Source organism: Streptomyces sp. NPDC059668, assembly GCF_042734135.1.
Lineage (GTDB): Bacteria > Actinomycetota > Actinomycetes > Streptomycetales > Streptomycetaceae > Streptomyces.
In genome coordinates this window covers 56341-82218 of record NZ_JBHWEL010000024.1, presented here as the reverse complement: position 1 = coordinate 82218, position 25878 = coordinate 56341, and the positions used below count along the sequence as shown (strand labels likewise).

Sequence of the window (25878 nt, the reverse complement as noted above, 5' to 3'; positions counted from 1 at the left end):
GCTTCTTCGTGCGAGCAAGACCACTAAAGGGGAAAGCGCTACCGGGACGGCCCGGACGTGCGGCAGGATCCTGGAATGGAGCGCGTACGTGATCTCTCTGAACTGCCGAAAGCCCATCTGCACCTGCACTTCACCGGTTCGATGCGGCCGACCACCCTGCTGGAACTGGCCGACAAGTACGGCGTCCGGCTGCCCGAAGCCCTGACCGAGGCGCTGACCAGCGGGGAACCGCCGAAACTGCGGGCGACCGACGAACGCGGCTGGTTCCGCTTCCAGCGGCTGTACGACGCGGCGCGGTCCTGTCTCAGAGAGCCCGACGACATCCGGCGGCTGGTGCGCGAGGCCGCCGAGGAGGACATCAAGGACGGCTCCGGGTGGCTGGAGATCCAGGTCGACCCGACCTCGTACGCGCCGCGCCTGGGCGGGCTCATCCCGGCGCTGGAGATCATCCTGGACGCGGTGGACTCGGCCGTGCGCGAGACCGGCATCGGGATGCGGGTCGTGGTGGCCGCGAACCGGATGAAGCACCCGCTGGACGCCCGCACGCTGGCCCGGCTCGCGGTGCGCTACGCCGACCGGGGCGTCGTCGGCTTCGGGCTGTCGAACGACGAGCGGCGGGGCATGGCCCGCGACTTCGACCGGGCCTTCGCGATCGCCCGCGAGGGCGGACTGCTGTCCGCGCCGCACGGCGGCGAACTGGCCGGTCCGGCCTCGGTCCGCGACTGCCTGGACGACCTGCACGCCACCCGGATCGGGCACGGGGTACGCGCCGCCGAGAACCCGAGGCTGCTGAAGCGGCTCGCGGAGCGCGGCATCACCTGCGAGGTGTGCCCCGCGTCGAACGTCGCCCTGGGCGTGTACGAGAAGGCGGAGGACATCCCCCTGCGCACGCTCTTCGCGGCCGGTGTCCCGATGGCCCTCGGCGCCGACGACCCGCTGCTGTTCGGCTCCCGGCTCGCCGCCCAGTACGAACTGGCCCGCCACCACCATGGCTTCACGGACGCCGAGCTGGCCGAGCTGGCCCGCCAGTCCGTACGGGGCTCGGCGGCGCCCCAGGACGTCAAGGGGAAGCTGCTGGCCGGGATCGACGACTGGCTGGCCGCCCCGGGCGCCTGAAGCGGCCGCGCGGCGGGTACTCATGGCCCGGCCGATCCGGTCCCACGACTGCGGGCGGTCCGGTTCGACGACTCCGGGCGGTCCCGGCGCCGGTCCGTCCGACGGGAGCACCCGTGAATCCGTCCCGAGGGGAACAGACCATGGAACTGACCGTCTTCGGTGCCACCGGCGGGGTCGGCCAGGAGATCGTCCGGCAGGCACTGGCCGCCGGCCACCGGGTCACGGCCGTCGTACGGGATCCGGCGCGGCTGTCCGTCAGGGGCGAGGGCCTGGAGATCCTCCGCGCCGACCTCACCGACCCCGAGGCGCTGCGTCCCGCGGTCCGGGGCCGGGACGCGGTCCTCTCGGGGCTCGGCGCCCGCAGCCGCAAGGACGCCGGGGTGGCGACCCGGCTGACCCGTACGGTGCTCGACGCGATGCGGGCCGAGGGGGTGCGGCGGCTGCTGGTGGTGAGCGCGGGGCCGGTCGGTCCCGACGCCGAGGGTGCCTCCTTCGCCGACCGTGCGGCGCGTAGCCTGATCTCGGCGATCCTGAAGGACGTCTATGCCGATCTGAGGGGCATGGAGGACGAACTGGCCCGGAGCGCGACCGACTGGACGGTCGTGCGCCCGCCGCGGCTGCGGAACAAGCCGGTGACCGGCTCGTACCGGACGGCGGTCGGGGGCTTCCCGCTCAGGGGCCGTTTCATCGCGCGCGCCGACGTGGCGCACGCGATGCTGGCGATGATCACCGACGCGGGCACGGTGAAGCAGGGCGTGGGTGTCGCCTACTGAACAGGCGCCCGGCCCGACGCCGTCTCCAGAGACGCACGCCGTCTCCAGAGGCGTACGCCGTCTCTAGAGGCGCACGCCGACCGTCACCGGCTCGTTGACCAGGGTGATCCCGAACGCGTCACGGACGCCGGCGACGACCTCCCGTGCCAGCGCGAGAAGGTCCTCGGTGGTGGCCCGGCCGCGGTTGGTGAGGGCCAGCGTGTGCTTGGTGGAGATCCGGGCGGGCCCGGAGCCGTACCCCTTGGTGAATCCGGACTTGTCGATCAGCCAGGCCGCGGAGGTCTTGGTGTGTCCTTCGCCCGCCGGATAGGCGGGCGGCACGACGTCGGAGCCGAGCCGCTGCGCCACGCGCGCGTGGAAGGCGGCGAACTCCTCGTCCGTGAGGATCGGGTTGGTGAAGAACGACCCGGCGGACCAGGTGTCGTGGTCCTCGGGGTCGAGCACCATTCCTTTGCCGGAGCGCAGCTTCAGGACGGTCTCGCGGGCGGCGGAGAGGGGCACGCGGTCGCCGGCCTCCACGCCCAGCGCGCGAGCCGTCTCGGCGTACTTGACCGGTGCCGAGAGCCCCGCCGCGTCCTCCAGCTCGAAACGGACGCGCAGCACGACGTGACGCTCGGGGTCGGCCTTGAAGCGGCTGTGGCGGTAGGAGAAGGAGCAGTCGGCGTTCGTGAGCGTGACCGTCTCGCGCGTCTTCCGGTCGTACGCGATCACTTCGGTGATGGTCGACGACACTTCCTGGCCGTACGCGCCCACGTTCTGGATCGGGGTCGCGCCTGCGGAGCCGGGGATGCCTGCGAGGCACTCGATGCCGGCGAGACCGGCCTCGACCGTACGGGCGACCGCGTCGCTCCACACCTCGCCCGCGGCCAGCTCCAGCCTCGTCCCGTCGAGCGCGAACCCGCGCGTCGCGACGCGCAGGGCGGTTCCGTCGAAGCCCTTGTCGCCGATGACCAGGTTCGATCCGCCGCCGATCAGCAGCAGCGGGGTACCGGTGTCGTCGGCCTCGCGGACGGCGGCGATCACCTCGGCGTCGGTCGTGGCGGTGATCAGCCGGGTCGCGGGCCCCCCGAGCCGGAAGGTGGTCAACGGGGCGAGCGGGGCGTCGTGGAGTTCCTGCACGCGCCCAAGACTACGAGAAGGCTCGGGGCTCCCGGCCCGCGGTAGGCGCGGTGCGGCCGCGGGGCCACCGTCCGCGCCGACAGACGGAGTGCGGAGGCGTGCGGCGTGCGGCGTGCGGCGTGCGGCGTGCGGCGTGCGAACGGCCCCGCCGTGGTGGCGGGGCCGCTTCGTGTCGTACGGGATGCGGGCGACAGGTTCAGTGGGAGGCGGTCTCCAGAGCCGGGACCGGGGCGGGAACGAGGGCCGGGCCCTCGGCGACGGTCTTCGACCGCGCCGCACGCCGCGCCGACGGGATGAGCAGCACGGCGACCCCCGCCAGGGCGACCATCGCGGAGCCCACCACCAGCGCGGGCCGCAGGCCGTCCACGAACGTCGTCGCGGTCTCGTAGCCGCCCTGCGCGGAGAAGATCGACGACATCACCGCGATGCCGAGCGCGCCGCCCACCTCGCGCAGCGCGTTGTTGGCGCCGGAGGCGATGCCCTGCTCCTGCGGACGGACGCTGGACATGACCAGGTTGGACGCGGGGGCGAAGTACAGGGACATTCCGATGCCGCTGATGATCAGTGCGGGCAGTTGCTCGGCGTACGAGACGTCGGCGGCGACCACCACGGCGTAGTAGGCGAGCCCGACGGCCTGCAGGAAGAGCCCGGTGGCGACCACGGGGCGTCCGCCGACGCGGTCGGAGAGGTAGCCGGCGATCGGCGCGACGAGCATCGGCATACCGGTCCAGGGCAGCATCCGCAGCCCCGCCTCGGTGGGCGAGTAGCCGAGGACGCCCTGCATGTACTGGCTGAGCAGGAAGATCGAGCCGAACATCCCGAGGAACATCAGCAGGCTCGCGGCGTTGATCCCGGCGAAGGCGCGGGAGCGGAAGAGCCGCATCGGCAGCATCGGGTTCTTCGCCCGGATGCCGTGCAGGACGAAGGCGGCGAGCAGCGCGGCACCGGCGAGCAGGCCGGTCAGCACGACCGGGCTGGTCCAGCCGTCGGCGGGCCCGCGGACCAGGCCGTACACGATGCCGAAGAGGCCGCCGCTGGCGAGCAGTGTGCCGGGGATGTCGAGCCGGGCACCGGCGCCGTGGGACTCGGCCAGACGCAGCCGGGCGAGCGGGAGGAGGGCGAGCCCCAGCGGAACGTTCAGCCAGAAGATCCAGTGCCAGGACACGTGTTCGGTGAGGCTGCCGCCGATGAGCGGCCCGGACGCGACCGCGAGTCCGTTCACGGCGCCCCAGATCCCGTACGCCATCCCGCGCCGTGCGGCCGGAACGGCCGCCGTCAGCAGGGTCAGCGTCAGCGGCATCATGATGGCCGCGCCGACGCCCTGGACCGCACGGGCGGCGATCAGGGAGTCGATGCCGGGGGCCATCGCCGCGGCGGCGGAGGCGCCGGTGAAGACGGAGAGGCCCACGAGGAAGAGCCGGCGGCGGCCGAAGCGGTCACCCAGGGCCGCGCCGAACATCAGCAGGACGGCGAAGGTGAGCGTGTACGCGCTCACGGTCCATTCCAGGTCGTCCAGCGCTCCTCCGAGGTCCTTGCGGATGGAGGGCAGGGCGGTCGTGACGACGAGATTGTCGAGGGCCGCCATGAATCCGGCGACGCTGGTGATGACGAGGGCCCAGGTGGCTCCCCCGCGCCGTGCTGTCTGCTGTGACATCGCTCCCCCAAGAGTGATTCACTCGAGTTGATTAGTTATTGATGACTAACTTTCGCGCTCATGAAAAGGCGACTCCCGCCACCTTCCCGATGAACGCCTATCCGCCCGAAACCCCGGCGCGTCCGGCCACCCGCGCCTCCGGATAGATCCCTTCCCAGACCCGGTGGCCGGCCGGAAACCCCATGGCCACGAAGCAGTTGATGAGCATCCCGTATGCCAGGAAGTTCGTCGTCTCGCCCACGTCGGCCCCGAGCGGCAGATGGACCGTGTCCCACAGTCGCGTCCATCCGCCCCGCACCGCCTCACCGAACTCCCGGTCGCCGGCCTCCTCGGCGGCGGCCACCGCGGTGTACGTCTGCATCTGCATGAGCAGCCGCTCCGGATGCTCCGCGATGACCCGCGTGTAGGCGGTCGCCATGGAGTGCAGGGCCTCCTCGCCCTCCAGCCCCTCGGAGGCCTCCTCGAAGGTGCGGCGGATGTCCTCGAGGCAGCGTTCGGCCGCAGCGAGGAAGATCGCCTTCTTGCCCGGGAAGAGCCGGAAGAGGTACGGCTGCGAGACGCCCACACGCTTGGCGATCGCCTCGGTGGAGGTGCCGTAGTAGCCGCCGCGGGCGAACTCGCTGATCGCCGCGCGGATGACGCTTTCGCGCCTCTCCTCTGCGCTCATCCTGACCATGCGAGAAAGTTAGTACTCAATCACTAACCAAGTCAAGGGGGTTCGGGAGATGGGGCGGAACGTGTCCCCTGGGGCTCGCGGGGCGTGCCGCGAGGTGGGGGCTGCGGGACGCGTGGTGGGGCGCGCCGGTGAGGAAGGGTAAGGGGCGTCCGCAATGGACGGACGCCCCTTACCGCTACCGGATGCTGGTTGCCGGTTGCCGGTTGCCGGTTGCCGGTTGCCGGTTGCCGGGGCCTGGACATACGAACCGCCGCCGAAACCGAACCGGCCGCACACCCCGCCGCCAGGCCGGCCCCACGACCCACTGTCAGGCCGACCGCACGACCCACCGTCAGGCCGTTCGTACGACCCACCGCCGGGTCAGCCGCACGTCGGGCCCGTCAGGCCAGTCGTACGACCGCTCGCGACATGCCCAGGACCTTCTGGCCCGCGCTCATGGCGGTGAGGTCGACGCGGACGGTGTTGTCGTCCAGCTTGGCCGCGACCTTGGCGCTGACCTCCACGGTCGCCCCCTTGTCGTCGTTCGGCACGACGACGGGCTTGGTGAACCGCACGCCGTACTCGACCACCGCACCCGGGTCGCCGACCCAGTCGGTGACGACGCGGATCGCCTCGGCCATGGTGAACATGCCGTGCGCGATGACGTCGGGGAGACCGACCTCGACCGCGAACTTCTCGTTCCAGTGGATCGGGTTGAAGTCCCCGGAGGCGCCCGCGTACTGCACGAGTGTGGCGCGTGTCACGGGGAACGTCTGGGCCGGAAGCTCCGTACCGACCTCGACATCACCGTAAGTAACCTTCGCCGCCATGATCAGCCCTCCGCCCGCGCCACGAGTTTGGTGATGGCCGTCACCACGTGCTCGCCCGTCTCGTCGTGGACCTCACCGCGGATGTCCAGGATGTCGTTGCCGGCCATGGACTTGATCGCCTCGATGGTCGAGGTGACCGTGAGCCGGTCACCCGCGCGCACCGGCCGGGTGTAGGCGAACTTCTGGTCACCGTGCACCACACGGCTGTAGTCGAGACCCAGTTGGGGGTCTTCGACGACCTGCGCCGCGGCCTTGAAGGTGATGGCGAACACGAAGGTCGGCGGGGCGATCACATCGGCGTGCCCGAGTGCCTTGGCGGCCTCCGGGTCCGTGTACGCCGGGTTGGTGTCCCCCACGGCCTCCGCGAATTCGCGGATCTTCTCCCGGCCCACCTCATAGGGCTCGGTGGGCGGGTAGGACCGCCCCACGAAGGACTGGTCGAGCGCCATGGGCCCGGAACCTCCTGGTCTTCAGCCGTGCGGCGGGTGCCGCGGTGGAGCGGATCCCGGCCGGTGCCGGCGCCGCCGCTGCGGCACTCGGTCCTGGCCGGAGGCCGGTGGCCGGCGCACCGCGTTCGGTACGCCGGGCACCCGACCGGTGAACGACGCGAGGCCGCCCCCGTTACTGGGGACGGCCTCGTGTACGAGCCTGAAATTATCGCGTTTCGCGGTGCGCGGTGTGCGCGTTGCAACGCGGGCAGTGCTTCTTCATCTCCAGTCGGTCCGGGTCGTTACGCCGGTTCTTCTTGGTGATGTAGTTCCGCTCCTTGCACTCCACGCAGGCCAGCGTGATCTTCGGGCGGACGTCGGTGGCAGCCACAGGAGTGCTCCTTGACGAACGGATGGGACATTAAGACGTTTAACGCATAGAAGAGTAGCCGATCGAAGGACCGACCCCACAATCGGCTACCGTCAGTAGCGGTGACCGGACTTGAACCGGTGACACAGCGATTATGAGCCGCTTGCTCTACCGACTGAGCTACACCGCTTTGATGTGATCGGGCCCCGCCTTGCGACGGGGACCTCCCACACCAGAGCCCCAATACGGAATCGAACCGTAGACCTTCTCCTTACCATGGAGACGCTCTACCGACTGAGCTATTGGGGCGAGCGATGAAGACATTACACGGTCCTCCGCCGATCGCCCAAATCCGTTTCGCGGCACCTGCCCCGGCCCGTTCCCGGCCGCTTCCCGACCGCTCACCGCGCCGCCTCCCACCCGTTCCTCACGCCCCTCCCGGACGATCCGTCACAGCCGTGGCGCACGACGCCCGCGCCCCTGGATCGCGGACGCATCCGCAGGTCCGGGGCCCTCCCGAGGGGCGGACCACACCGGTACGACTATTGCGCTCCTCCCCGACGAGGACGGCTCGCCACCCTAGGCTCGACCCACGCCACGTGATCTTGACCGCCTGCTCTCCGTCACCCCTTCGTCCGCGACAGCACTCTCCGCAACCGACTCCCGCAGTCGCCCCCGAGCCCCAGGAGCGCGATGCCCGACAGTCAGTCGCAGCCGCCCCACTCGTCGTCCTCCCCTTGCGGGCGGACCGACACCGCCACCCTGTTGCTGTGCGGAGCGCGGCTCACCGACGGCCGGACCGTGGACGTACGGCTCGGCGGCGGACGCATCGAGGCGGTCGGTACGGCGGGCAGTCTGGCGACAGAGCCCTCCGGAGCGCGGACCCCGAAGGTGGACCTCGGCGGCTACCTGCTCCTGCCGGCCCCGGCCGAGCCCCACGCACACGGCGACACGGCCCTCACGGCCGAGGGCGACGGCCCCGTCTCGTACGACCCGCACGAGGTCCAGCGCCGGGCCACCGAGGCCGCGTTGCTTCAGCTCGCGCACGGGGCGACGGCCCTGCGCTCGCACGTGCGTGTCGGCGACGTACAGGGGCTCGGCGCACTGGACGCGGTGCTCCAGGCACGGCGGGCGCTGCGAGGGCTCACCGAGCTGTCGGTGGTGGCGATGCCGCGTGTGCTCAGCGGGATCGCCGGGGCCGACGGGCTCGCGATGCTGCGGGACGCCGTGAAGATGGGCGCCTCGGTGGTGGGCGGCTGCCCGGACACCGACCCCGATCCGACGGGGTACGTGGAGGCGGTCCTGGAACTCGCCTCCGAGCACGGCTGCCCGGTCGACCTGCACACGGACGCCACCGACCCCGCCCGGCTCGGACGGCTCGCGGCGATGGCGGGCGGACTGCGGTCCGGGGTGACCTTGAGCCCGTGCGCCGGGCTCGGCCGGCTGCACGCGGAGGCGGCGGCCCTGGCGGCCGACCAACTCGCCGCCGCGGGCGTCACCGTGGTGTGCCTGCCACAGGGCGGCTGCGGAGGCACGGAACGCCGCGGGACGGCCCCGGTACGGCTGTTACGGGCTGCCGGAGTACGGGTCGTGGCGGGCGGCGGCGCGCTGCGGGACGTGGCGAACCCGGTGGGCCGCGGGGACCCCTTGGACGCCGCGTACCTGCTGGCCTCGCGGTACGGACTGCGCCCCGAGGACGCGTACGACGCCGTGAGTTCCGGGGCGCGGTACGCGCTCGGGCTGCCCGAGGTGCGCGTGGAGGCGGGATTCCCGGCCGAGTTGCTCGCGGTGCGCGGGGACGGGCTCGCGGGTGCACTGTCGCTCGCGTACAGCCGGATCGTGGTGCACTGGGGGCGCGTGGTGGCGCGGACCAGCGCCGTACGTGAGTACTGCGACTCCGCGGCGGCGCTGGAGCTGCCGCGGCAGGGCGGCGGAGATCCGGCCTGACGCTCCCTGCCTTCCCGACCCTCAGAAGCGGTCCGCTCGCCGTGCGTTGAGGGGAGAGGGTCGAGGGGCGAGGGTCGAGGGGCGAGGGTCCAAGGTCGGGGCTTCAGGGCCGGGGCTTCAGGGCCGGGGCTTCAGGGCCGGGGCTTCAGGGTCGAGGGTCCAGGAGAGACGAGAGACGGAAAAGGTCCGCAGCCTCCCCTCTCCCTCTCCCCCCTCCCTCAGTTTCCTGCTCCCCCGGTCCTGTGTCCGATCACCCGTTCGTTCAGGATCACTCTCGTGGCCCGCGAGTTGTCCACAGGTCATGCGGCGAACGCGTGCGTCCGGGCGTACGGTCGGAAACATGCGCATTGTCATCGCTGGAGGTCATGGTCAGATCGCGCTGCGGCTGGAGCGCCTGCTCGCCGCGCGCGGTGACGAGGTCGCGGGGATCATCCGCCGCGCGGAGCAGGGCGACGATCTGCGGGCGGCCGGTGCCGAGCCGGTTCTGTGCGATCTGGAGTCGGCCTCGGTGGACGAGGTCGCCGCCCATCTGCAGGGTGCGGACGCGGCCGTCTTCGCGGCGGGCGCGGGCCCGGGCAGCGGCACGGCCCGCAAGGACACCGTGGACCGGGCCGCCGCGGTCCTGTTCGCGGACGCGGCGGAGCGGGCGGGGGTGCGGCGCCACGTGGTCGTGTCCGCCATGCGCGCGGACCCGTCCCATCAGGGCGACGACGTGTTCGACGCGTACCTGCGCGCCAAGGGCGAGGCCGACGAGTACGTACGCGGCCGTACGGCCCTGGACTGGACGATCCTGCGCCCCGGCGGCCTGATCGACGACGCCGGGACCGGCCTCGTACGCCTGGAGGCCTCGACGGGCCGCGGCACGGTCCCGCGCGACGACGTCGCGGCCGTCCTCGCGGAGCTGGTGGACACCTCGGCGACGGCCGGGCTCACTTTGGAACTGATCAGCGGTTCGACCCCCGTCTCGGTGGCGGTCAAGTCGGTGGCGGGCAACTGACTGCTGACCACAGCGGCGACCTGACCGGAAACGGGGGTCCGGCAGGCGGAACCGGGACGGGCGACGGGGCTGCGCGGGAGTGGGCTGCACAGAGTCGGGCTGTTCGGAGCTGAGACGGGAGTCCGAGGGCCGCCAGGGGTCGCCATCAGAGTGTCAAGGTGTCGGGGTGTCGGGGTGTCGGCGTGTCGGCGTGTCGGCCGAGCGGGGCCTGAACCGTTCAGAACAGCGGGAGCTGACCGGGAAACTCGGGGACGGCGTACCCGTCCAGCGCCGGCTGCGCGGCCCCCAACTGCGCCTGCCTGCGCGACCCTGGGCACGAGACCAGTTCCCCGCTGCCTCGCGCTCCCGGAGGATCGTGCCGGGCGAACCGTCCCGCGACGACGGCGATCTCCCGGCGGCACTCGGGGCAGTTCCTGCGACGCGATGACATGAGATCAGTGTGCCCTTACGACACCCGGCGCGCCCTCCCCATAGACCTCGCCCGTCACCGCCGTGCCCTGCCCCTGGGCGTACGCCCGCGCCAACCACCGTACGGACGGCAGCCGCCGCGACCACAGGGGCCCCACACGAAGAAACCCCCTCCGACCTGCGTCAACGCAGATCAGAGGGGGTTTACCTTCATGTGGCGGCGCCAGGATTCGAACCTGGGAAGGCTGAGCCGGCAGATTTACAGTCTGCTCCCTTTGGCCGCTCGGGCACACCGCCGGGGTTGCTGCCCTGAGACCGCTTTTCGGCGGTGCTCTCTGGCAACGACGTAAACGATACCTGATGCCCAGGGGTGCTCCGCCACCCGATTGATCTGCGCTCGAAGGGGAGCGGGTGACTAGGCTTATGCGGATGCGGCCGGGGGCCTACGCCGGGCTCGACGGCCGCCCCTACGCACCCCGATACAAGGAGCCACAGGACATGGCCGACTCCAGTTTCGACATCGTCTCGAAGGTCGAGCGGCAGGAGGTCGACAACGCCCTCAACCAGGCCGCCAAGGAGATCTCGCAGCGCTACGACTTCAAGAACGTCGGTGCCGCCATCTCCTGGTCCGGCGAGAAGATCCTCATGGAGGCCAACTCCGAGGAGCGGGTGAAGGCCATCCTCGACGTGTTCGAGACCAAGCTGATCAAGCGCGGTATCTCGCTGAAGTCGCTGGACGCGGGGGAGCCGCAGCTCTCCGGCAAGGAGTACAAGATCTTCGCGTCCATCGAGGAGGGCATCTCCCAGGAGAACGCGAAGAAGGTGGCGAAGATCATTCGCGATGAGGGCCCCAAGGGCGTGAAGGCCCAGGTGCAGGGCGAAGAGCTGCGTGTCAGCTCGAAGAGCCGTGACGACCTGCAGGCCGTGCAGGCCCTGCTCAAGGGCAAGGACTTCGACTTCGCGCTTCAGTTCGTGAACTACCGGTAGTCGTCGGCCCGTTGCGCGTACGGCGCGAACGACCGTGTGTACGAGGAAGGGTGGGTGCCGGGGGCGCCCACCCTTCTCGTCTGCCGGCTGCCGCCTCAGGGACGCGCGGTCAGCGGCGCGAGTCGCCGAACAGGATGCGGTAGAGGATCAGCAGGACGAGCGAGCCGCCGATCGCCGCCGCCCACGTGGCACCGTCGTAGAAGTGCTTGCTGACCGGGTGGTCCAGCCAGCGCGCGGATATCCAGCCGCCCAGGAAGGCCCCCGTGACCCCGATGAGGGTCGTGCCGATGAAACCGCCCGGGTCACGACCCGGCAGCAGGAATTTGGCGATGGCTCCGGCCAACAGTCCCAGAATGATCCAGCTGATGATGTTCATGCCCTGAACCTGCCTCTCCGCGCTGTGCCTGTGCTGTCCTCCTGCTCCGGCCCGGCCGCGTCCATGCCTGCCGGTTCGAGCAGTCGGTGGTGGATACCGGTGTTCGTGGCGCGTTGCCGGGAAGGACGCCTGGCCGGCGCCGGGTGGTTGCAACGATCAATAGGGTGCGGCACATGACACAGTCCGGTTCTTCTCTGCGGCGCACGCTGGGTGTGACGGACGCCGTGGTCATCGGTCTCGGTGCGATGGTCGGCGCGGGGATCTTCGCGGCGCTCGGCCCCGCGGCACGGGCGGCCGGTTCGGGGCTGCTGCTCGGGCTCGCGGTCGCCGCCGTGGTCGCGTACTGCAACGCGATGTCCTCCGCGCGGTTGGCCGCCCTGTATCCCGCCTCGGGCGGCACCTACGTGTACGGGCGTGAGCGGCTCGGGGCCTTCTGGGGGTATCTGGCGGGCTGGTCGTTCGTGGTCGGGAAGACGGCCTCCTGTGCGGCGATGGCGCTCACCGTGGGCACGTACGTCTGGCCGGAGCAGGCGCACGCGGTGGCGGTCGCGGCCGTGGTGGCCCTCACCGCGGTGAACTACGGCGGCGTGCAGAAGTCCGCCTGGCTGACGCGGGCGATCGTGGCGGTGGTCCTCGCGGTCCTCGCTTCCGTGGTGGTCGTGTGTCTCGGCTCGGACGCCTCCGACGCCGGGCGGCTCCAGGTCGGGGTCTCCGGCGGCGTGGGGGGCGTGCTCCAGGCGGCGGGGCTGCTGTTCTTCGCCTTCGCCGGGTATGCGCGGATCGCCACGCTCGGGGAGGAGGTACGGGAGCCCGCGCGCACCATTCCGCGCGCGATCCCCACGGCACTGGGCATCACGCTGGTGGTGTACGCGGCGGTCGCGGTGTCGGTCCTTTCCGTGCTGGGTCCGAGTGGGCTCGGGCAGGCTCCGGCGCCACTCGCGGACGCGGTACGGGCGGCCGGGGTGCCGGGTCTCGTGCCGGTGGTGCGGGTGGGCGCGGCGGTGGCGGCGCTGGGTTCCCTCCTCGCCCTGATCCTGGGTGTGTCACGGACGACGCTGGCCATGGCCCGCGACCGTCATCTGCCGGGCGCCCTGGCCGCCGTACATCCCCGCTTCCAGGTGCCGCACCGGGCGGAGCTGGCCGTGGGCGCCGTGGTGGCCGTGGTGGCCGCGACGGTGGACGTCCGGGGCGCGATCGGGTTCTCCTCCTTCGGTGTGCTGGCCTACTACGCGGTGGCCAACGCGTCCGCCTGGACACTGAGGCCGACTCCGGCGGCGCGGTTCGTGCCGGTCGTGGGATTCGTCGGATGCGTGACGCTCGCGTTCGCCCTGCCCTGGGTTTCCGTGATCGTGGGCGCGGCTGTGCTGGGGGTCGGCGCGACCGCGTACGGCGTGCGGAAGAGGGCGGCTTCGCGGTAGTCGCGAGTGTCGGCCGGGCGTCAGGCGACAGGCGACAGGCGACAGCAAGTGGTTGCAGGTAGCTCGCTCGTCGCCGGGCGTCGGCTGTTGGTTGTCGTCGCGGTGGCTCGGGGGCGGAGAAGGGGTCGGGCTGGGGACACGGCGCGGGCCGGCCCGTGGCAAGGCGGTCGGTTACGAGGCCGGTGTCGCCGTGGTGCGGGTGCGGAAGTCGGGCCAAGGGGTCAGGTCCGCGTCGCCGTTGGACTCCTCGTACCAGCCGGTGCCCGCCAGCCAGACGCGCAGCCAGGCCTCGAGGTCGGGCGCGTCCACGTACCAGGCGTGGTCGGCCTCGTGGGCGTTCGGCTCGAAGAGCAGGACCGTGGCTCCGGGGCTGTGGCAGTCCACGCACGCGTACATCCCGCAGCCCCAGTGGGATATCGGCAGGACGCCCTCCGGCCACGGCCAGTCCGGGTCCTTGCGGCCGCTCTCGCGGTGCGCGAGATACTGCGGAACGGCGGCCGGCTCACCGGACGGCGAGCCGTCGAGCAGCGGCAGCAGGCCGTACTCCGGACCGAATCCGCCGTCCCCTATCCGCAGGTAGAGCGCGGTGAGCAGGGGCGGCAGCGCGAAGCCCAGGGCGGCCTCGGCGCGGACGAGCGACGCCGCGTCCACGGGTTCGGGGAGCGAAGGCCAGCCCCATGGGCGGGTGTTGCGGGCCTCCGTGCCGACCCTTGCCAGCAACTGCTCGATTTCGGTCATGGGTTCATGATGCAGCGCGCCACCGACATTCGGGCAGCCTGTGGAAAACCCTCGGGCGGGAGCGGACAGCCTTCGGGCGAGGCGGGCGAGGACGCGCTCGTCGCCGCGCGAAGGGAGGGGCCTAACGCGCCGCGAACGGCTGGTCCGTACGCACGATTTCGCGTCCCAGCGGGAGCAGCGAGACCGGGATGAGCTTGAAGTTGGCGATGCCGAAGGGGATGCCGATGATCGTCACGCACAGCAGGACGCCGGTGACGATGTGGGCGAGGGCGAGCCACCAGCCGGCGAGGACCAGCCACAGGACGTTGCCGATGCAGGAGGGCGCGCCGGCGTCCTGACGCTCCACCGTCGTATAGCCGAAGGGCCACAGGGCATAGACGCCGATACGGAAGGCGGCGATGCCGAAGGGGATGCCGATGATCGTGATGCACAGGAGCACGCCCGCGGCGAGGTACGCGAGGAACAGCCAGAAGCCGCTCAGGACGAGCCAAATGACGTTCAGAATTGTCTTCATCGCTGGCGACCTGCCATCTGCTCGAGCCGGGAGATGCGCTCCGCCATGGGCGGGTGCGTGGAGAACATCTTCGACATTCCCTGTCCCGGACGGAAGGGGTTCGCGATCATCATGTGGCTCGCGGTCTCGATGCGCGGTTCCGGCGGCAGGGGCAGCTGCTTCGTGCCGGCGTCGAGCTTGCGCAGGGCGCTGGCGAGAGCGAGGGGGTCGCCGGTGAGCTGGGCGCCCGAGGCGTCCGCCTCGTACTCCCTGGAGCGGCTGATGGCGAGCTGGATGAGGGACGCGGCGAGCGGGCCAAGGATCATGATCAGCAGCATGCCGAAGATGCCGGGGCCCTCGTCGTCGTTCGAGCGTCCGACCGGGATCAGCCAGGCGAAGTGGACCAGGAACATGATCACGGAGGCGAGGGCGCCCGCGACCGACGAGATCAGGATGTCGCGGTTGTAGACATGGCTGAGTTCGTGGCCGATGACACCGCGCAGCTCGCGCTCGTCCAGGATGCGCAGGATTCCTTCGGTGCAGCACACCGCCGCGTTGCGTGGATTGCGGCCCGTCGCGAACGCGTTCGGTGCCTCCGTCGGTGAGATGTACAGGCGCGGCATGGGCTGGCGGGCCTGGGTCGAGAGCTCGCGGACCATGCGGTACAGCGCCGGGGCCTCGAACTCGCTCACCGGGCGGGCGCGCATCGCGCGTAGAGCCAGTTTGTCGCTGTTCCAGTACGCGTACGCGTTCGTCCCGATCGCGATGACCAGCCCGACGACGAGGCCGGTACGCCCGAAGAAGCTGCCGATGACGATGATGAGTGCGGACAGTCCCCCGAGGAGTACGGCTGTCCTGAGCCCGTTGTGCCGGCGGTGCACGGTACGCCCTCCAAGTGGTGCGGCAGGGGAACCCTTTGCTTGCTGATGCTCTGCTTCCACTCTTCAGTGGACCCTCCCGTACTGGTCAACGCCAGGCGGGGAGCACTAGTTCCCTTGTGCGCACGGCGGGGCGTGTCGGCCGTCCGGGTGAGCGTAGACGTCGTCCCACGCGCGGGTGGCCCGCGGATGCCGTGTGCGGGTGACCCGGGAACGGCGCACGCGGGTGTCCCGGGGGCGTCAGAACAGGCCGGTCGCCGAGAAGCGCAGGACCAGCTGGGGCGCGCCGGACAGGGCGATGCCCAGGACCGCCGTCAGGGCGATCGCCGCGGTCAGCGGGGCGGGTACCGGGCGCCTCTCGACCGCGCCCTCGGGGGAGCGGAAGAGCAGCGTCGTCCACTGGAGGTAGTAGAAGAGCGCGATCACGACGTTGACGGCCATCAGCACGGCGAGCCAGCCGAGTCCCGCGTCGACGGCCGCCGAGAAGACGGTGACCTTCGCGAAGAGCCCGATGACGCCCGGCGGCAGTCCTGCCAGGCAGAGCAGGAAGAAGCCGAGGAGGAGGGCGGAGAGGGGGCTCCTCGCGTACAGGCCTCGGTAGTCGCTGATGCGGTTCAGGGGGCTTGTGCGGGCGACGAGGGCGGCCACCGCGAAGGCGCCGAGGTTCACGGCCGCGTACATCAGGGCGTACGCGACGGTGGATCCGATGGCCTTTTCGGCGTCCTTGGAGTAGGCGGCGGACGCGATCGGCACCAGGAGGTAGCCGGCCTGGCCGACGGAGGACCAGGCGAGCAGCCGTACCGCGCTGTGCGCGCGCGTGGCCTGCTGCCGCAGGGCGCCGACGTTGCCGACGGTCATGGTGAGAGCGGCCAGCGCGGCGAGCGCCGGGCCCCAGACGTCCGCGTAGGAGGGGAACGCGACGACGGTGACGAGGATCAGCCCGGAGAAGCCGACCGCCTTGCCGACGACCGACAGGTAGGCGGCGATCGGCAGGGGCGCCCCGACGTAGGTGTCGGGCACCCAGAAGTGGAAGGGCACGGCGGCCGTCTTGAAGGCGAAGCCGACGAGGGTGAGGACGACGCCGGCCTGGGCGAGTGTGTGGAACTGTCCGTCGACGTGCTGGATCCTGTCCGCGATCCGGGTGAGGTAGAGGGTGCCGGTCGTGGCGTAGACGAAGCTGACGCCCATGAGGCTCACGGCGGTGGCGGTTACCGAGGACAGGAAGAACTTCAGGGCCGCTTCGGAGGACTTCTTGTCGCCGTGCTTGATGCCGACGAGTGCGAAGGCGGGCAGGGAGGCGACTTCCAGGGCGACGATGAGGGTCGCCAGGTCGCGCGAGGCCGGCAGCAGGGCGGCGCCCGCGGCCGAGGAGAGCAGCAGGAACCAGTACTCCCCTTCGGGCAGGCCCTTGTTGGCGTCCTTGAGGGCGGTGACCGACAGCAGGGCGGCGAGGAGCGCTCCGCCGAGGACGAGGAACTGGATGACGAGCGTGAAGCGGTCCGCCGTGTAGCTGCAGGGGCCGGTGTCGCCCGTCAGGCAGAAGGTGGCGCGGTCGCCGTCCAGGAGGGGCAGCAGCATGACCGCGGAGGCGGCGAGTCCGGCGACCGAGACCCAGCCGAGGAGCGCCTTCCTGCCGTCCCCCACGAAGAGGTCGGCGACGAGCACGACGAGTCCGACGACCGCGGTGATGGTGGGTGGCGCGATCGCGAGCCAGTCGACGGACTGGACCATGGAGCTCATCGGGTGCCTCCTGCGAGGAGCTGCTGTACGGCCGGGTCGGTCAGCCCGAGGAGGGCCTTCGGCCACAGGCCGGCGACGACGGTGAGGACGACGAGCGGTGTCCAGGCCGCGAACTCGTAGCTGTGGACGTCGGCGAGCTTCGGGGCCTCGGGCCGCGGGGTCGCGCCCATGCACACCCTGCGTACGACGAGGAGCATGTACGCGGCGGTGAGGAGGGTGCCGAAGGCGGCGATGGCCATGAAGGTCAGGAACGCCGGGCGGCTGAGGTCGTCGGCGGGTTTGAACGCGCCGAACAGCGCCAGCATCTCGCCCCAGAACCCGGCGAGGCCCGGCAGTCCGAGCGAGGCGACGGCGCCGAAGGCGAGCAGCCCGCCCAGACGCGGGGCCTTGCCGTACAGCGCGGCTCCCGTCTCCTCGGCGAGGGTGTCGAGGTCGGTCGTGCCCGTGCGGTCCTTCAGCGCCCCGACGAGGAAGAAGAGCAGGCCGGTGATGAGGCCGTGGGCGATGTTGGCGAACAGCGCGCCGTTCACGCCGGTCGGGGTCATGGTGGAGATGCCGAGCAGGACGAAGCCCATGTGGCCGACGGACGAGTAGGCGATGAGCCGCTTGAGATCGCCCTTCGCACCCTGTTTGACCAGGGCCAGACAGGCCAGGGATCCGTAGATGATCCCGACCACGGCGAAGGCGGCGAGGTAGGGGGCGAAGGTGTGCAGGCCGTCCGGTGCGATCGGCAGCAGGATCCGGACGAAACCGTACGTTCCCATCTTCAGCAGCACACCGGCCAGCAGTACCGAGCCGACGGTGGGCGCGGCGGTGTGGGCGTCCGGCAGCCAGCTGTGCAGCGGCCACATCGGCGTCTTGACCGCAAGCCCGACACCGATCGCCAGAACGGCGATGACCTGCACGGATGTGGTCAGCGAGCGGCCGTTGTCAGTGGCGAGTGCCACCATGTCGAACGTGCCCGCCTTGATTCCGATCAGGAGCAGGCCCAGCAGCATGACGACCGACCCGAGCAGGGTGAAGAGGATGAACTTCCAGGCGGCCGCCTGGCGCTGTGCACCGCCCCAGCGGGCGATGAGGAAGTACATCGGGATGAGCACCATCTCGAACGCGAGGAAGAACAGCAGCAGATCGAGGACGGCGAAGGTCGCGAGGGTGCCGGACTCGAGCACGAGGACGAGTGCGACGAAGGCCTTCGGGGTCGGGCCCGCGGGCATCTTGAAGTAGCTGTAGAGCGCGCAGAGGAAGGTCAGCAGCGCGGTCAGGACGAGAAGGGGGAGGGAAATGCCGTCGGTGCCGAGGTGGATCCGCACGTCGAGTGCGGGGATCCAGCTGATGTCCGTCGTGGCCTGCATCTTCGACGGGTGGTCGTGGTCGAAGCCGAGCGCGAGGACGACCGCCGCGATGAGCACCGCGCCGGTGACGATCACGCCGTGCCGCAGCACGGCCTGCTCGGGCGACTTCCCCTTCAGCCCGGGCGGGGCCGGCAGCAGGGCGGTGGCGGCGCCGAGGAGCGGGCCGACGACGATGAACGCCAGAAGGATCTGCATCACGGATTCACTGATATCGATCACGCCAGCTCACGCTCCTGTGGCGACGAGGAGGGCGGCGACCACCAGGACGACGGTGCCGGCGAGCAGCGCGCTCACATAGGTCTGCACATTGCCGGTCTGTGCGCGCCGTACGGCGGCGCCCAGCCAGCGGGGTAGGGCGCCCGCGGCGCGGACGTAGGTGTCGACGACCTCGCGGTCGAGGAACCGGACGAGTGAGGCTCCGGCCTGGACCGGGCGGACGAACAGCACGGTGTACACGGCGTCGAGGTGGAAGCCGACGGCCGCGTGCCGGTGCAGCGGGCCGAGCAGCAGGCGGCCCGGGTCCGCGGGGTCGGGTGCGTAGGCCACGTCTCCGAAGGCGGGCGCGTGACTGGCGATCGCCTCGGCCTCGACCTGTCCGGCGTCGCCCTCGGGGTGGGCGGCGACGGCGCCCAGCGGGACGCGGGCCGCGAGCACGGTGGTCTGCCGCCAGGCGCCGTAGGTGACGAGTCCGCCGACCAGGGCGAGCCCCGTGCCGAGGACGGAGGTGGTGAGTACCGGTGTCAGGTCGCGGCCGTCGAACCAGTCGGGCAGCTGTCCGTACAGCAGCCCGAAGGCGAGCGACGGGACGGCGAGCACCCACAGCACGGCGGTCATGGTGACGGGCTGCCTGCCGTGGTCGGGGGCCTCGGCGCCCCGGCCGCGGAAGGCCAGCAGCCACAGCCGGGTGGCGTACGCCGCGGTGAGCACGGCGGTGACCAGGCCGGCGACGAGGACGATCCAGCCCGCGGCGCCTGGGGCGTGTTCGGTGTGGCCGGTGGCGACGTGTTCGGCGGCGCCCAGGACGGCTTCCTTGGAGAAGAAGCCGCTGAACGGCGGGATGGCGGCGAGTGCGAGCAGCGCCACCGTCATCGTCCAGTAGGCGTCGGGGACGCGGGCGCGCAGGTCCTTCATCCGGGACATGACGGCGAGTGAGTTGGTGCCGGAGGCGTGGATGATCACGCCGGCGGCGAGGAACAGCAGCGCCTTGAAGGCGCCGTGCGCGAGGAGGTGGAAGACGGCGGCACCGCGGTCGCCGACGGCGAGGGCGCCGGTCATGTAGCCGAGCTGGCCGATCGTGGAGTACGCGAGGACGCGCTTGATGTCGTCCTGCGCGAGTGCGGCGAGTGCGGAGCCGGTCATCGTGACGGCGGCCATGACGGCGAGGACGGTCATCGCGGCCGACGAGGCCTGGAAGACGGGGAGGAGCCGGGCGATGAAGTACACACCGGCGGCGACCATCGTCGCGGCGTGGATCAGCGCGGAGACGGGTGTCGGGCCCGCCATGGCGTCCGGCAGCCAGGTGTGCAGCGGGAACTGCGCGGACTTGCCGGCGACACCGGCGAGGAGCAGCAGGGCGATCAGCGTCGGGTGGTGCAGTCCGCCGCCGGCGACGGTGCCGAGGACCGTGCTGATGCGGAAGGACCCGGCATCGGTGGCCAGGGCGAACAGGCCGATGAGGAAGGGGACGTCGCCGAGTTTGGTGACCAGGAAGGCCTTGAGGGAGGCGGCGCGGGCCTCGGGGGTCTCCCAGTAGTGGCCGACCAGGAAGTACGAGCAGATGCCCATGACCTCCCAGCCGACCAGCAGCACGATCAGGTCGCCCGAGTACACGACGAGGAGCATCGCGGAGGTGAAGAGGGAGACGAGAGCCGCGTAGGAGGGGTAGCGGGGGTCGTCGCGCAGGTAGCCCGTCGAGTAGATCTGCACACAGGTGGCGACGACGCCGACGAGTACGGCGACGAGGGCGGCGAAGCCGTCGATGTACAGGGCGAGCTCGATCGGGACCGAGCCGGTGGGTGTCAGCTCCGTGGCGGCGCTGACGACCTGGTCCCCGCCCTGGCGCACAGCGACGAGGACGGCGATGACGAGCGAGGCGAGGGGCGGGAGTACGGCGAGGGGGCGGACGAAACCGGGGGCCGTGCGGCCGAGGAGGAGTCCGGTCACGGCGCCGAGGAACGGCAGGAGGGGGACGAGGACGGCGAGGGTGGTCGTGGTCACGCGGCGGCCTCGGCCTTCTCGTCTGCCGGGACGGGGGCCTCTTCGGGGCCACCGTCGTCGGGGCCGTCACTGTCCGGGGCGTGGCTGTCGGGGTCGTCGTCGGGGCCGCCCGTCTCGGGGCCCTCGGCGGTGTCGCGGAGTCGGTCGATGTCCGCGGTGCCGCCGTTGCGGTGGACGGCGAGGACGATCGCCAGGCCGATGCCGATCTCGGCGGCGGCGATGGCGATGGTGAACAGGGTCAGGGCCTGCCCGGAGTGGAGCGTGTCGCGGGCGGCCTTGGAGAGCCAGACGTCGAAGGCGACGAGGTTGAGGTTGACGGCGTTGAGCATCAGCTCGACGGACATCAGGACCAGGATCGCGTTGCGGCGGGCGAGGACTCCGTACAGGCCCGTGCAGAAGAGGAGGGCGGCGAGCACGGCGGGATAGACGAGGTGCATCAGCGGGCCTCTTCCTTCTCCGAGGACTTCGCCTTGCGGGAGAGGACGATCGCCCCCACCAGGGCGGCGAGGAGGAGGACGGACAGCGCTTCGAAGGGGAGCACCCAGTTCTGGAAGAGGCTGGCTCCGGTCACCTCGGTGGAGCCGGCGGCGGGACCGGCCAGGTCGACCCAGGTGGTGCGGAAGGCGTCGGCGACGACCCAGACCAGGGCGGCGGCCGCGGCGACGGCCACGGTCAGGGCGGCCCAGCGGTTCCCGGAGTCGGCGTCCGGGGAGCGGCCGATGGGAGCCCTGGTGAGCATCAGTCCGAACAGCAGGAGGACGACGACGGAACCGACGTAGATGAGGACCTGTACCCAGGCGATGAACTCGGCCGTGAGCAGGAGGTATTCGACGGCGATGCCGCCGAGCGCCACCACCAGCCACAGGGCGGCGTGCACCAGTTGCTTGGTGGTGACGGTGACGATCGCGGCGCCGAAGGTGACCAGGCCGACGAGGAGGAACGTGATCTCGACGCCGGTCGGGGAGAGGAAGCCGTGGCTCCCGGCGGCGGTGGTCGTGGCGTGTGTCGCGAGGGTGGTGGCTGCGGTGGCGGCTGCGAGGCTCACGCGTCACCGTCCTGTGGTTCGGCGGGCTTGGACGGGTCCGTGGCCGGAGCCGTCGCTTCGGTCGCTTCGGTCGCTTCGGTCGCTTCGGTCGCTTCGGCTGCGAGCTTCTCGGCCTCGGCCGCCTCAGCCGCCTCGGCTGCCTGGGCGGCGAGTTTCTCGGCCTCGGCCGCGAGCTTGTCGGCGGTCTTGCGGGCGGCGGCCAGTTCCTTCGGCTCCTCGGCTCCGGGGTCGAGGGCGGGCGGGGCCGGAACCGTCCACATCCACTCGCGCAGCTTGTCGCGCTCGTGGGTGAGTTCGTGGATGTCGGTCTCCGCGTACTCGAACTCCGGTGACCAGAACAGCGCGTCGAAAGGACAGACCTCGATGCAGATACCGCAGTACATGCACAGGGAGAAGTCGATGGCGAAGCGGTCGAGGACGTTGCGGCTGCGTTCGCGTCCACCGGGGGCGGCGGGCGGGACCGTCTCCTTGTGGGAGTCGATGTAGATGCACCAGTCCGGGCACTCGCGGGCGCACAGCATGCAGACCGTGCAGTTCTCCTCGAAGAGTCCGATGACACCGCGGGAGCGGGGCGGCAGTTCGGGCTGGACGTCCGGGTACTGCGCGGTGACGGTCTTCTTCGTCATCGTGCGGAGGGTGACGGCCAGACCCTTGGCCAGGCCTGAGCCGGGAACGGGGGCCATGGTTACGAGATCACCACCTTGACGATGCCGGTGAGGGCGATCTGGGCGAGGGAGAGGGGGACGAGGAGGGTCCAGGAGAGTCTCTGGAGCTGGTCCTCGCGCAGGCGGGGATAGGTGACGCGGAGCCAGATCACGACGAAGGCGAGGATCGCGGTCTTCAGCAGGGTCCAGACCCAGCCGAGGCCGTCCGCGCCCCAGGGGCCGTGCCAGCCGCCCAGGAACAGGACGGTGGTCAGACCGCACAGGACGACGATCCCGGCGTATTCGGCGAGGAGGAAGAGCGCGAAGCGCAGGCCCGTGTACTCGGTGTAGGCGCCGAAGATGATCTCCGAGTCGGCGACCGGCATGTCGAAGGGGGGACGCTGGAGTTCGGCGAGGCCCGCCACGAAGAAGACGATCGCGCCGACGATCTGCCACGGCAGCCACCACCACTGGAACGCGTCGACGATGCCGGGGAGGGAGACCGTGCCGGCCGCCATCGCGACGGAGGCGGCGGTCAGCAGCATCGGGAGCTCGTACGCGAGCAGTTGGGCGGCGGTGCGCAGGCCGCCGAGGAGGGAGAACTTGTTGGCCGAGGCCCAGCCCGCCATGAGCGAGCCGAGGACGCCCACGCCCATCACGGCGAGGACGAAGAAGATGCCCGCGTCGACGACCTCGCCGACGGCGCCCTCACCCGGACCGATGGGGATGGCGAGCAGGACGAGGAGGTACGGGAGGAGGGCCACGGCCGGGGCGAGCTGGAAGATCCGGCGGTCCGCGCCCGCCGGGACGATGTCCTCCTTCTGCGCGAACTTCACGCCGTCGGCGACGAGCTGGGCCCAGCCGTGGAAACCGCCCGCGTACATCGGGCCGAGGCGGCCCTGCATGTGGGCCATCACCTTGTGCTCGGTCTGACCGACGATCAGGGGGAACGTCAGGAAGACGACGAAGACGACGACGAGCCGCAGGGCGACGTCGAGGGCGTCGTTCACGGCGTGCCTCCAGAGGGGTCGTCGGGGTCGGGCCGGCGTTCGTCGGCCTGGCGTTCGGCCGAGTGCTTCGGTTCGGACTCGGGTGCGCTCTCGGCCGTGCGCTTCGCGGTGTCCTCAGGCGCGCCCTCCGTGGGCTCCGGCGGCTCGGTCCCGGTCGGCTCCGTAGGCCCGGTCGGACTCTTCGGCGCTTCCTCGGGCGTGCCCTCGGACGGCGGCTCCGCCGGTGGTCGTGGGTGCGGCTGCGATTGCGGCTGCGGTTCTGGTTCCGGCTCGTCGAAGGCGGGGCGGGCGTGGTGCCACGGGGCGTCCGAGCCGCTCGGCGCGGTGGGACTCGACGGTGGCGCGGGGGTCGTCGGCCCGTCGGCACTCGCGGGCGTCGCCTCCGGGGTCTCCCCCGTTCGCTCGGCCCGCTGGGAGGCCGATCCCTGGCCGGCGCTGCGTGCGCGACGGGGTCCGGCAGGCGCTGCCGGAGCGGTCGGCCGGTCGGCGTCCGGACCCGAGGTCTGTTCATCGGCGGAGCCTCGACCCACCGGCGCCTGCCCCGTGGAGTCCTGACTCGCGGAACCCTGACCCGTGGAGTCCTGACTCACGGAACCCTGACTCGCGCTCCGCGCGCGACGGGGCGGCACCGCAGCACCGGCATCCGCACCCGCACCCGCAGGAGCACTGCCCCCCGCATCGGCACCGGCACCGGCACTGGCACTGGCACCGGCACCGGCAGCGCCGTCCCCCGCGCCGGCGGTGGCCGTCTGGCTGGCGGAGCCGTCTCCCGCCGTACGTGCCCGGCGCACCGGACGGTCGCCGGCGGCGGCGCGGGGGCCGCCCCGGGCCGGACGGGCGGGGGCCGGCGGGAGCTGGCCCTTCAGTGGACCCCAGTCGTTGGGGTCCGGGACTCCCGGCGGAAGCATCTGGCGGCGCTTGGGCCCGCCGTGGTCGGACTCCCCCGGCTCCTTGGCGCCGGGCCAGGCCTTGGCCACGCGGGCGGCGAGCACGAAGTCCTTGCGGAGGGGGTGCCCCTCGAAGCCCTCGGGGAGGAGGAGCGGGTCGAGGCCGGGATGGCCCTCGAAGGTCACGCCGAACATCTCGTGGGTCTCGCGCTCGTGCCAGCCGGCGCCCGCGTACACGGAGACCGCCGAGTCCAGGACGGGTGCCGAGTGCGGGACGGTCGTGCGGACGAGGAGGCGGCGTACCGGTGACAGGGCGACCACGTGGGCCGCGACGCGGAAGCCCGTACCGGGTTCGTCGACGGCGCTCAGCCAGTCGAAATAGCTGCAGCCGAGGGTGGTCCGGGCCGTGTCGAGGGCCGCGATCCAGGAAGCGGGCGGTACGTCGACCGTCAGGACCTCGTACGACTCCTCGGCCGTGGCCTCCGGGCCGAAGAGTTCCTCCACGGGTGCGGGGAGCCAGCCGGTCACTTGTCACCCTCCCCGGAAACCGGATCCCCGCCGGTCACCGCGTTCCCACCGGTCACCGGCGGCTCCGCGGAGGCCCGGGTCTCCGCGCCCTTCGCGACCGGCGGGGCCACCAGCCCGCTCTGGAGCGCGGCCACCGACGGCCGCCGCGAAGAGCCGTAGCGCTCCCCCAGCGACTCCCTGGCGATCTTCTCCTGGAGCTTGAGGATGCCCTGGAGCAGTGCCTCGGGCCGGGGCGGGCAGCCGGGCACGTAGACGTCGACGGGGATGATCTGGTCGACGCCCTTGGTGACGGAGTACGAGTCCCAGTACGGGCCACCGCAGTTCGAGCACGCGCCGAAGGAGATGACGTACTTCGGCTCGGGCATCTGCTCGTACAGGCGCTTGACGGCCGGGGCCATCTTGTCCGTGACCGTGCCGGAGACGACCATCAGGTCGGCTTGGCGCGGGCCCGGCGCGAACGGGATCACACCGAGCCGGATGAAGTCGTGGCGGGCCATCGACGCGGCGATGAACTCGATCGCGCAGCAGGCGAGGCCGAAGTTGAAGACCCACAGCGAGTAGCGGCGGCCCCAGTTCAGGACCACCTTCATGGGCTCGGGGGCGAGGCGCGACAGGACGCCCAGCCGCTTCGGCTCCGGCAGCAGGACCGGCTGGTGCGAGGCCGTGCCCGATGTCGTGGCCGATGCCGCACCCGACGTCTTGCCCGAGGTCTTGGGGGTCACGTCCATGTGAGGACGCCCTTCTTGTATGCGTACAGCAGGCCCACGGCGAGGAAGCCGAGGAAGATGAACATCTCCACGAGCGTCGCGGCGCCGTAGCCGGGGGCGGCGAAGACGGTCGCCCAGGGGAAGAGGAAGATCGAGTCGACGGCGAAGATGACGTAGAGGAACGCGTAGACGTAGTAGCGGACCTGGGTGTGGGCCCAGCCCTCGCCGACGGGGTCGACGCCGCACTCGTACGTCAGGAGTTTCTCGGGTGTGGGGACGACCGGCCGCAGCAGTCGGCCCGCCCCGAAGGCGACGGCGACGAAGAGCACGCCCACGACGGCGAGCAGTCCGACGACCGAGTAGGACTGGAAGTAGCTCGCCGCGACGACGGTCGGTTCCGGCACGTCAGCCCCTCGCTCCCTGACCTCGTGGCGCACGCCGTGCGCCCGTCGGGCACGCTGCGATACGCCCTGTTCGACGATCTGTACGGACGGGAGTCTAGGGCCTGCTAAAGAAACGGTAAGCAGGCCGTCACACCCCGATTATCGTGGACACGTC

At 71.2% G+C, this 25878-nt stretch carries 27 protein-coding genes and 3 tRNA genes; 6 read left to right on the top strand and 24 right to left on the bottom strand.

Annotation, left to right across the window (positions count from 1 at the left end; genetic code table 11):
* Positions 1–75 precede the first annotated feature (75 nt).
* Both ACFV2J_RS19435 and ACFV2J_RS19430 read left to right on the top strand, forming a co-directional pair.
* On the top strand, positions 76–1116 hold the full coding sequence (locus ACFV2J_RS19435; RefSeq protein ID WP_385084064.1) for an adenosine deaminase: 1041 nt from the start codon (positions 76–78) through the stop codon (positions 1114–1116).
* A gap of 140 nt (positions 1117–1256) precedes the next feature.
* Positions 1257–1889: an NAD(P)-dependent oxidoreductase gene (locus ACFV2J_RS19430; RefSeq protein WP_385084066.1), complete on the top strand. Its 633-nt coding sequence runs from the start codon at positions 1257–1259 to the stop codon at positions 1887–1889.
* Between the two features lie 63 nt (positions 1890–1952).
* On the opposite strand, the gene ACFV2J_RS19425 is transcribed toward ACFV2J_RS19430, so the two are convergent.
* The 8 genes from ACFV2J_RS19425 to ACFV2J_RS19390 form a co-directional block, all read right to left on the bottom strand.
* A complete protein-coding gene (locus ACFV2J_RS19425) occupies positions 1953–3008 on the bottom strand; it encodes a UDP-N-acetylmuramate dehydrogenase (protein WP_385084068.1) in 1056 nt (351 codons plus the stop codon).
* A 196-nt stretch (positions 3009–3204) separates the two neighbouring features.
* Positions 3205–4662 (bottom strand): DHA2 family efflux MFS transporter permease subunit, encoded by a 1458-nt coding sequence (locus ACFV2J_RS19420; RefSeq protein ID WP_385084148.1) that lies wholly within the window; start codon positions 4660–4662, stop codon positions 3205–3207.
* A 97-nt stretch (positions 4663–4759) separates the two neighbouring features.
* Complete coding sequence (locus ACFV2J_RS19415) at positions 4760–5338, bottom strand: TetR/AcrR family transcriptional regulator (RefSeq protein WP_385084146.1); 579 nt, start codon at positions 5336–5338, stop codon at positions 4760–4762.
* Between the two features lie 380 nt (positions 5339–5718).
* Positions 5719–6147, bottom strand: a complete 429-nt coding sequence (locus ACFV2J_RS19410; protein WP_385084144.1) for a MaoC family dehydratase — start codon at positions 6145–6147, stop codon at positions 5719–5721.
* A gap of 2 nt (positions 6148–6149) precedes the next feature.
* Entirely contained in the window at positions 6150–6596 is a 447-nt protein-coding gene (locus ACFV2J_RS19405) for a MaoC family dehydratase N-terminal domain-containing protein (protein WP_385084142.1), read from the bottom strand.
* Positions 6597–6801: 205 nt separating this feature from the next.
* The gene (rpmG, locus tag ACFV2J_RS19400; RefSeq protein WP_004571794.1) at positions 6802–6966 is read right to left on the bottom strand and encodes a 50S ribosomal protein L33; all 165 of its coding nucleotides are present in this window, start codon (positions 6964–6966) and stop codon (positions 6802–6804) included.
* A 96-nt stretch (positions 6967–7062) separates the two neighbouring features.
* A tRNA-Met gene (locus ACFV2J_RS19395) sits at positions 7063–7135 on the bottom strand.
* Between the two features lie 46 nt (positions 7136–7181).
* Positions 7182–7254 (bottom strand) — tRNA-Thr (locus ACFV2J_RS19390).
* Between the two features lie 384 nt (positions 7255–7638).
* Here ACFV2J_RS19390 and ACFV2J_RS19385 point away from each other — a divergent pair.
* The gene (locus ACFV2J_RS19385; RefSeq protein ID WP_385084140.1) at positions 7639–8892 is read left to right on the top strand and encodes an amidohydrolase family protein; all 1254 of its coding nucleotides are present in this window, start codon (positions 7639–7641) and stop codon (positions 8890–8892) included.
* Between the two features lie 301 nt (positions 8893–9193).
* A complete protein-coding gene (locus tag ACFV2J_RS19380; RefSeq protein ID WP_385084138.1) occupies positions 9194–9889 on the top strand; it encodes an NAD(P)H-binding protein in 696 nt (231 codons plus the stop codon).
* 217 nt (positions 9890–10106) lie between these two features.
* Here ACFV2J_RS19380 and ACFV2J_RS19375 read toward each other — a convergent pair whose 3' ends face one another.
* Both ACFV2J_RS19375 and ACFV2J_RS19370 read right to left on the bottom strand, forming a co-directional pair.
* Positions 10107–10319 (bottom strand): hypothetical protein, encoded by a 213-nt coding sequence (locus ACFV2J_RS19375; RefSeq protein WP_385084136.1) that lies wholly within the window; start codon positions 10317–10319, stop codon positions 10107–10109.
* Between the two features lie 193 nt (positions 10320–10512).
* Positions 10513–10594 (bottom strand) — tRNA-Tyr (locus ACFV2J_RS19370).
* A 201-nt stretch (positions 10595–10795) separates the two neighbouring features.
* Between ACFV2J_RS19370 and ACFV2J_RS19365 the strand changes: the two genes are divergently transcribed.
* Entirely contained in the window at positions 10796–11284 is a 489-nt protein-coding gene (locus tag ACFV2J_RS19365; RefSeq protein WP_351626909.1) for a YajQ family cyclic di-GMP-binding protein, read from the top strand.
* A 109-nt stretch (positions 11285–11393) separates the two neighbouring features.
* Here the strand turns inward: ACFV2J_RS19365 and ACFV2J_RS19360 are convergent, their stop codons facing one another.
* Positions 11394–11660: a GlsB/YeaQ/YmgE family stress response membrane protein gene (locus ACFV2J_RS19360; protein WP_385084134.1), complete on the bottom strand. Its 267-nt coding sequence runs from the start codon at positions 11658–11660 to the stop codon at positions 11394–11396.
* 173 nt (positions 11661–11833) lie between these two features.
* Here ACFV2J_RS19360 and ACFV2J_RS19355 point away from each other — a divergent pair, with 173 nt between their 5' ends.
* Positions 11834–13078: an APC family permease gene (locus ACFV2J_RS19355; RefSeq protein WP_385084132.1), complete on the top strand. Its 1245-nt coding sequence runs from the start codon at positions 11834–11836 to the stop codon at positions 13076–13078.
* Between the two features lie 171 nt (positions 13079–13249).
* On the opposite strand, the gene ACFV2J_RS19350 is transcribed toward ACFV2J_RS19355, so the two are convergent.
* The 13 genes from ACFV2J_RS19350 to ACFV2J_RS19290 all read right to left on the bottom strand — a co-directional run bounded on the left by ACFV2J_RS19350 (position 13250) and on the right by ACFV2J_RS19290 (position 25757).
* Complete coding sequence (locus ACFV2J_RS19350; RefSeq protein WP_385084130.1) at positions 13250–13816, bottom strand: SMI1/KNR4 family protein; 567 nt, start codon at positions 13814–13816, stop codon at positions 13250–13252.
* A 121-nt stretch (positions 13817–13937) separates the two neighbouring features.
* Positions 13938–14330: a YccF domain-containing protein gene (locus ACFV2J_RS19345; RefSeq protein ID WP_385084128.1), complete on the bottom strand. Its 393-nt coding sequence runs from the start codon at positions 14328–14330 to the stop codon at positions 13938–13940.
* On the bottom strand, positions 14327–15190 hold the full coding sequence (gene htpX, locus ACFV2J_RS19340) for a zinc metalloprotease HtpX (protein ID WP_385084126.1): 864 nt from the start codon (positions 15188–15190) through the stop codon (positions 14327–14329). Before htpX ends, ACFV2J_RS19345 begins: the two co-directional genes overlap by 4 nt.
* Before the next feature lie 237 nt (positions 15191–15427).
* Positions 15428–16927, bottom strand: coding sequence for an NADH-quinone oxidoreductase subunit N (locus tag ACFV2J_RS19335; protein ID WP_385084124.1), 1500 nt, complete (start codon positions 16925–16927; stop codon positions 15428–15430).
* Positions 16924–18501: an NADH-quinone oxidoreductase subunit M gene (locus ACFV2J_RS19330; protein WP_385084122.1), complete on the bottom strand. Its 1578-nt coding sequence runs from the start codon at positions 18499–18501 to the stop codon at positions 16924–16926. Before ACFV2J_RS19330 ends, ACFV2J_RS19335 begins: the two co-directional genes overlap by 4 nt.
* A 6-nt stretch (positions 18502–18507) precedes the next feature.
* The gene (locus tag ACFV2J_RS19325; protein WP_385084120.1) at positions 18508–20499 is read right to left on the bottom strand and encodes an NADH-quinone oxidoreductase subunit L; all 1992 of its coding nucleotides are present in this window, start codon (positions 20497–20499) and stop codon (positions 18508–18510) included.
* Positions 20496–20936 (bottom strand): NADH-quinone oxidoreductase subunit NuoK, encoded by a 441-nt coding sequence (nuoK, locus tag ACFV2J_RS19320; RefSeq protein WP_385084118.1) that lies wholly within the window; start codon positions 20934–20936, stop codon positions 20496–20498. The genes ACFV2J_RS19325 and nuoK overlap by 4 nt, the downstream gene beginning before the upstream one ends.
* Positions 20936–21544, bottom strand: a complete 609-nt coding sequence (locus tag ACFV2J_RS19315) for an NADH-quinone oxidoreductase subunit J (RefSeq protein ID WP_385084116.1) — start codon at positions 21542–21544, stop codon at positions 20936–20938. Before ACFV2J_RS19315 ends, nuoK begins: the two co-directional genes overlap by 1 nt.
* Positions 21541–22227, bottom strand: coding sequence for a NuoI/complex I 23 kDa subunit family protein (locus ACFV2J_RS19310; RefSeq protein WP_385084114.1), 687 nt, complete (start codon positions 22225–22227; stop codon positions 21541–21543). Before ACFV2J_RS19310 ends, ACFV2J_RS19315 begins: the two co-directional genes overlap by 4 nt.
* A 2-nt stretch (positions 22228–22229) precedes the next feature.
* Entirely contained in the window at positions 22230–23198 is a 969-nt protein-coding gene (locus ACFV2J_RS19305; RefSeq protein WP_385084112.1) for an NADH-quinone oxidoreductase subunit H, read from the bottom strand.
* Positions 23195–24613, bottom strand: coding sequence for an NADH-quinone oxidoreductase subunit C (locus ACFV2J_RS19300; protein ID WP_385084110.1), 1419 nt, complete (start codon positions 24611–24613; stop codon positions 23195–23197). The genes ACFV2J_RS19305 and ACFV2J_RS19300 overlap by 4 nt, the downstream gene beginning before the upstream one ends.
* Positions 24610–25341: an NADH-quinone oxidoreductase subunit B gene (locus ACFV2J_RS19295; RefSeq protein WP_385084108.1), complete on the bottom strand. Its 732-nt coding sequence runs from the start codon at positions 25339–25341 to the stop codon at positions 24610–24612. Before ACFV2J_RS19295 ends, ACFV2J_RS19300 begins: the two co-directional genes overlap by 4 nt.
* Positions 25332–25757: an NADH-quinone oxidoreductase subunit A gene (locus ACFV2J_RS19290; protein ID WP_359495967.1), complete on the bottom strand. Its 426-nt coding sequence runs from the start codon at positions 25755–25757 to the stop codon at positions 25332–25334. The genes ACFV2J_RS19295 and ACFV2J_RS19290 overlap by 10 nt, the downstream gene beginning before the upstream one ends.
* Positions 25758–25878 lie beyond the last annotated feature (121 nt).